The sequence below is a fragment of the Oleiphilus sp. HI0043 genome, assembly GCF_001634935.1.
In genome coordinates this window covers 1-807 of record NZ_LWEY01001813.1, presented here as the reverse complement: position 1 = coordinate 807, position 807 = coordinate 1, and the positions used below count along the sequence as shown (strand labels likewise).

The 807-nt window shown below is 45.7% G+C and carries 2 protein-coding genes; both read right to left on the bottom strand.

Features of this window, described 5'->3' with window-relative positions:
* Positions 1-216, bottom strand: a 216-nt coding sequence (locus tag A3729_RS27950) for a hypothetical protein (RefSeq protein WP_156498184.1), incomplete at its 3' end; no start/stop codon positions are given.
* Positions 217-265: 49 nt separating this feature from the next.
* The coding region (locus A3729_RS27945) for an SDR family NAD(P)-dependent oxidoreductase (RefSeq protein WP_068634516.1) at positions 266-807 on the bottom strand (542 nt) is incomplete at its 5' end.

The following is an 807-nucleotide window of genomic DNA, read 5'->3' as shown; positions in this document are numbered from 1 at the left end:
CCATAAAAGATCTTTATAATCTGATAGGACACGCTCTATAGATCGACTTAACTCATCGAAGTCTCCGTCCGCGACATAGATGGCCGCACGTACAATTCGATTTGTTACACGCCAATTTGTTTTAACAAACAAGGCCTCAATTTCATCTTTGGCCAGCAACCACTGCTTGCCAAAATCTCGCTCTAACTTATTTTGAATATCACCCAACAACTGCATTTCCACCTCACGAGGTTTGATTAAAAAGTGTCAGTTAAACCTCACTTAGCTACCAAGGCAGAACATCCCCATTTGAATGCCAGAACGTACCAGTATTCGTAAGATTCAACTCATCTACTCTCTGAGCTAAACGCTCAGCAGCTTGATCAGGGGTAATGTCGCCATAGCCTCCTATCATTTCAGTACCCACTAGACCCGGGTGGAAGACTCCGACAGCAATACCTTGATCTTCTAGATCCATCGCGAGAGAAACTGAGGCGATATTTAAGGCACACTTAGACATGCGGTAGCCATAGCGACCGCCACTGCTATTATCAGCTATGGATCCCATTCTACTGGTGATGATGGCAACCTTACCACCACTATCCAAATTGCCGAGAAGCGCCTCTGTTACTCGCAAGGGGCCTAATGCATTCACGCGAAACTGCTCTTCGAGCTGATCATAGTCGATATGCCCCAATACCTCATCTCGAAGAATTCCGGCGTTATTAATAAGAAGGTCTAATTTCACACCTTGAAGCTCAACACCTAGTCTAGCCACATCCTCTGCTTTGCTGACATCGATTCCTGCGATTATCTGGCACCCCAACG